The organism is Flavobacterium sp. (assembly GCF_043778725.1).
In the GTDB taxonomy this organism is placed as follows: Bacteria; Bacteroidota; Bacteroidia; order Flavobacteriales; family Flavobacteriaceae; genus Flavobacterium.
The window spans coordinates 1-5,603 of the sequence record NZ_JAYWFT010000067.1 but is presented as its reverse complement, the minus strand read 5'-3'; the positions used below and the strand labels follow the sequence as shown (position 1 = coordinate 5,603).

The 5,603-nt window shown below is 28.9% G+C and carries 4 protein-coding genes; 3 read left to right on the top strand and 1 reads right to left on the bottom strand.

What is annotated here, in order from left to right; translation table 11 throughout:
* The first annotated feature begins 269 nt into the window (after positions 1–269).
* Both ACH2CG_RS05695 and ACH2CG_RS05690 read left to right on the top strand, forming a co-directional pair.
* The gene (locus tag ACH2CG_RS05695) at positions 270–1,322 is read left to right on the top strand and encodes a hypothetical protein (protein WP_395063083.1); all 1,053 of its coding nucleotides are present in this window, start codon (positions 270–272) and stop codon (positions 1,320–1,322) included.
* Between the two features lie 153 nt (positions 1,323–1,475).
* A complete protein-coding gene (locus ACH2CG_RS05690) occupies positions 1,476–3,788 on the top strand; it encodes a GAF domain-containing protein (RefSeq protein ID WP_395063081.1) in 2,313 nt (770 codons plus the stop codon).
* A 3-nt stretch (positions 3,789–3,791) separates the two neighbouring features.
* On the opposite strand, the gene ACH2CG_RS05685 is transcribed toward ACH2CG_RS05690, so the two are convergent.
* Positions 3,792–4,976 carry a Pycsar system effector family protein gene (locus ACH2CG_RS05685; RefSeq protein WP_395063079.1) on the bottom strand — a complete coding sequence of 395 codons (1,185 nt, stop codon included), beginning with the start codon at positions 4,974–4,976 and terminating at the stop codon, positions 3,792–3,794.
* Positions 4,977–5,000: 24 nt separating this feature from the next.
* On the opposite strand from ACH2CG_RS05685, the gene ACH2CG_RS05680 reads away from it, so the two are divergent.
* Positions 5,001–5,603: metallophosphoesterase (locus ACH2CG_RS05680; protein WP_395063077.1), on the top strand; the 603-nt coding region annotated here is incomplete at its 3' end.

The window sequence follows — 5,603 nt, the reverse complement described above, 5'->3', positions numbered from 1 at the left end:
TAGATTCCTTTTCACAATTTTTAATTAGGAACAACAACTATAGTCTTACAATTAGTATTAAGATTTAGCCACAACTTATTGTGTTTTTTTTTATATTTGAATGATACTAATTTAGTTGTTTACAAATGTATAAATGATAAACGTGTGTATGTTTAAGAGATTTGCAAAATGCACCCATTCACTTTGTACATCTTGTGCTTTATACAAGACTTGTCATGCGAAAAGCACACGTCTGTTACCCTCCATTTTTAACAAAAACCTTCAATAAAATGAACATTAAAATAATTTTAATAATGTCAATTATTCTTTTTTGTGGGAAAGTTAATTCACAAAATAATGAAGAAATCATTTTTGATAGAATAGACTATATTTTTAATTTAAAACCTATTCTTGCAAAAAGATATTGGAAGGGTTTCGATGAAAAAAAATATGATGTAGCATTAATTTACTTCACAGAAACAGAATCATATATAGCAAATCCGGAAGAAGATTTTATCAATTACTACAAACCAATACTTGTTTTTAAAAATAAAAATATAAAAATTTATAAAACGATAAAACGATTTGATAAAAATCCATTTCATATGGAAACAAGTTTTGGCATAGACGAAAGTATAGATAAAATTGTTAGACCGTCACCAATTATGTATTGTAGCAGTTTTGAAATTACATCAAAGAAATTTCCTCAATCAACATCAACTGAATATTGGGCGACTATGATTATACACGAATATTTTCACGGTTTTCAATTTATCCACAAGAAATATATTAATGAAGTATTAAAATTAAGTGAAGTAAGTGAGGACAGTCTATCAAATATATTTAAAAACAATATTTGGTTTCAAGAGAAAATCAAAAATGAAAATGATTTTTTATTAAAAGCAATTCAGTCAAATAATAAATCTGAAACAGAAAATTATATTACAAATTTTTTTACTTTAAGAGAAGAAAGAAGATTAGAAACTAAATCAAAACTAAATTTAGAAATAGAAAAATACGAAAAGATTTATGAAACTATGGAAGGGACTGCAAGGTATATTGAATACAATTTACAAGTAGAATATGCAACTAAAAAGCCTGATATTAAACTTGTGAGCGCAGATTCAGCATATAATTCATACAAAGTTTTTAAAAATTATAAAATGGAAAAAGACCCGTGGTTGTTTACACCAGGAAAAAGATATTTTTATGCAACTGGTTTCAATATAGTTAGGCTATTAGATAAATTAAAAATTAATTATAAATCACGACTTTTTAAGGAAAGTAAACTTTCATTAGATGAAATATTAAAAACAAATTATCAGAAAAAAAACGGCAGGTAATAAACAACTGTGCTTAAAAACAAACAAAATTAGATTCATTTTCAAATAAATAAAAACAAATATAGTTTTGTGAAGAGAAATGATAAAATAATAATTTAAACTTCTCCTAAATAAAAATTACAGCAAATAATATTACTTTTGTGCAATCTAAAAATGATTGTTATGTTCAAATACAGTCCGTTTAAAATTCAAATTACATTTCACAAACTAATTCAGAGTTTAGAAGAAATTGCAAAATCAGATATTGACTACAGATCTAATTATGCAAAGGCTTTGCTTGAAAAAATAGAATCTATTCCCGAATTTAAAACGGGTATTGAAGATTTGAATTTGATTGAAAAAAATGAAGAATTAATACGCTATTTATTGTCAGATTTATTTCCGACAGCACTTACTAACAACGAAATAAAAGCGGTTACCATTCCGTTTCAAGATTTTACTTTCAATTATACCGAGCGATTTAAAAAGATTTTAAAGGAAGCCGGAACCACGTTTGACGCCAATTTTAGAGATTTCAATGAAGACCAATTTTACATCATGAGCTGTTGCATGATTTTAAATGTCTATTATGGTCAAAATTTTGATTTGAACATTCCATTATTTTATGATATTCCTGATGCTAACGGAATTGTTAAGCATTACAGGATTTTGTACAATGGCGATTTTTTAGAAATTTTACCTTCAAGCAAAAACCAATTACTGACTGAAGAAGACTTTGATTTATTGCGAAACAACTACGACGATATCAAGCTCTGGAAAGAAAAGTTTCCGCAAGAAAGTTGGATTTTTAAGGGTTTTGGAATAGTACAATTATTTGATGCTACCATTGAAAGTGCCGTTTCAATTCTGAAAAGTGATTTGCTAAAATCAGATAGAGAAAAAGGTGAACACAAGAATTTTGAAACTACATTTCGCTCCATTTTTAAAATTTCCGATTTAAAAATTGGATTTACAATCTTTGACGAAATAGATCAAAAGTTAGTTCATACGCCATTTGAATCTAAAAAAATTCCAAGTTTTATATTAGCCGAAAACGAAGATATAACTTGTAAAAATGAACTTGTAAAATGCTTTTATAAAAGCTTAATCGTAGATAAAAAAGTGTTTGCAATTTCAAATATGGAACATTTTATAGCACACGATGAGTACAAAACATTAGGCTCACATTTACTGAAACAAAACATTAAAAGTTGCATTTTTTACCCTATTGTAAACGATGCTAAACTAATGGGAATTGTTGAACTAGCATCATCAGAAATCAATGTTTTAAACTCGGTTAATGCCAATAAATTAGATTTAATTGTTCCTTATTTTATCGATACAATTACACGATACAATTCTGATTTTGAAAATCAAATTGAAGCCATTATCCAAAAAGAATATACTACAATTCACTCCAGTGTTTATTGGAAATTTCGCAAAGAATCGCAAAAATATCTTCAAACATATAGCAATCAAAAAGAATATAATTTTAAAGAAATCTCCTTTAAAGAAGTCTTTCCACTGTTTGGAGAAATGGATATAAAAGGTTCATCTGAACACAGAAACAACACGGTTAAAGAAGATTTAAGAAAGCAATTAACAACGTTGATAACTATTCTTGACAACCTAAATGCTACTTCCAATTTAGTGCTTTTAGAACAACGAAAATTTGAATTAGAATCGTTTGCTGCAGAAGTAGAATTGCCTTTAAAAGCAGATACCGAGCAACAAATTCAGAACTATATTGAAACCGAAATTCATCCAATAATTAGAAATGCAGAGCACAATCTAGACGATGAATTGTTGGTGAAAAGTTATTTCAAGAAAATAGATGAAAAAACCGGAATGTTTTATCATGCTCGCAAAAGATTTGATAATTCGTTGTCGCTTGTCAATAAAAAATTAGCCGAAATTTTAGACCAAAAGCAAATTGAAGCACAAGAAATTTTTCCGCATTACTACGAACGCTTTAAAACCGATGGTGTAGAGCACAATTTATACATTGGAGCATCGATTGATCCAACTAAGAAATTTGATAAAATGTACCTGAACAATCTTCGTTTGTGGCAATTGCAAACGCTATGCGAAATGGAACTTGAACACCATAAGCTCAAAAAGGAACTACCTTACAATCTAGAAGTTACGTCCTTAATTTTAGTATTTAGTTCACCAATTACCATACGATTTAGAATGGACGAAAAACGATTTGATGTTGATGGTAGTTACAATGCAAGATACGAAGTAGTAAAAAAACGAATCGATAAAGCCCACATAAAAGGAACGACAGAACGTATCACCGAAAAAGAAAAAATAACCATTGTTTATTCGCACAAACAAGAAGAAACAGAATATTTAAATTACATCAAATACCTGCAATTTAAAAATACCATCGAAGCCGATATTGAACAATTTGAAATTGAAGATTTGCAAGGTGTTTCTGGATTAAAAGGAATTCGTGTGAAAGTGGTTAATACTGGGAATTAAAAGTTAAGCACCAACCGCTCTAAACGCCAAAACAAACGCCACAACCGAAACGATAATTCCTACCATAAAAATATTATAGGTAATACGCAACAATCGGTATTTTCGTTCTAAAACCAATCCTAAGTGATACAAATCCTTAATCATAGAATTGTTTAGGTAGTTTTTATCTTTTATCATTTCATTCATTGCCCATTCAAATTCCTCATAAGGCATTTTAAAAAAATTTCCAAAGAAGAGCAAATTTACTTTTTTATCTTCAATATCTTGACGCGTAAATTTACCAGAAGTTACTTTAGGTTTAGTAGAAAGAATAGCAAATATTATAGAAATTACACTAAAAAACACCATTAAAAAAGTTGGAAAAATCAAATGAGCGTTACTCGGACTGTCGAGCTTAGGAATCAATGTTGACAAGGCAATAGAAATAATAATCGCATTTACAGAAAGTAGAATATTGGCTTTGCTGTCGGCAATTTCGCTCAACCTAATGTGATTGGTTAAGGTAATTTTAAACATGGTATCAATACTCTTTTCTGGACGTTCTTCTTTCTCTTTTTTTCTTGTAACTTTATTTATATCATCTTTCATATTTTCTTGCATTTTCTTAATTTTCTTAGCCAATCTAGCACTGTTTTTTTCTTTCTTTGGCTGCCAATTTGCTAAAGCATATTCAGAATAAAAATGATGGCAATTCGTCAACATGTCTAAATTTGTCTGCAACCATTCTAAATCTGTGTACGATTTATTCAACGTAAGCTTCCACTCTTCTCGAAGTAATTCGCTAGTTTCTATATATTCTTTAGTAGAAAAATGAAAATAATCGGCATCTTTTATAACCTGTTGCAATTTGTTTTTCGGTACATGATTAAATTTTGTCACATCAATAAGTGCTACAACTTGAGTAATAAATTCTGAATTACAATTTTGATTAGTTAAAAAATTTTTTACAATCTCAATACTTTTATCTTCATGATTTTTAGGACTTTCTATATAACCTGTGTCGTGAAACCAAGCTGCTATCAGTAATGCTTGCTTATCTTTTTCATCAAAAAGTTCAGAATCCATCAACTCTTTAACAGCATTTACTACGGTTAAAGTGTGGTTTAGATTATGATATTTATATGAATTAGAAAGTTTATCTTTGATGAAATTTTTTACAAAATCTTCAGAAAGTGCTATTAGGTTCATAAACAATTTTTAAAGTACTAAATTATGAAAATGTTTTGGGTTATACTGTTTAAGAAATATAAAATTTATTTTTTAACAAGTCTTTCATTTATTTTGCTTCAATCTTGTGCTACTCACAAGCCTCAATTTGGTAAAAAAAGTGCAGCTACTACTTCCACTATTTCAACAGATACAACTGCAATTGATCATGCTTTCTTCTTAATTGGAGATGCCGGAAATGCCGATCAACCTAAACCACAATCACTTTTATCAATTTTAAAAAATAAAATAGACCAAGCCAATACTAACAGTACTTTACTATTTCTTGGAGACAATATTTATCCTAAAGGTTTGCCGTCAGATAAAGACAATCCCGATTATGCTTTGGCAGAAACTAAACTTTTAAACCAACTCAAAATTACCGATGACTACAAAGGGAACACCATTTTTATTTCAGGAAATCACGATTGGTATAGCGGTATTAAAGGATTGAAAGCACAATCAAAACTGGTAACAAATTATTTAAAAGATAAAAAAGCATTTTTGCCCAGAAAAAATTGTGCCATTGAAGACCAAAAAATTACCGATAACATAACATTAATCACCATTGACAGCCAATGGTTTCTAGAAGATTGGGATAAAAACCCA

Excerpts from the sequence above, each read along its gene's own strand:
- ACH2CG_RS05690 (WP_395063081.1), top strand. The coding sequence starts at position 1,476 with ATGATTGTTATGTTCAAATACAGTCCGTTTAAAATTCAAATTACATTT.
- ACH2CG_RS05685 (WP_395063079.1), bottom strand. The coding sequence starts at position 4,976 with ATGAACCTAATAGCACTTTCTGAAGATTTTGTAAAAAATTTCATCAAA.
- ACH2CG_RS05695 (WP_395063083.1), top strand. The coding sequence starts at position 270 with ATGAACATTAAAATAATTTTAATAATGTCAATTATTCTTTTTTGTGGG.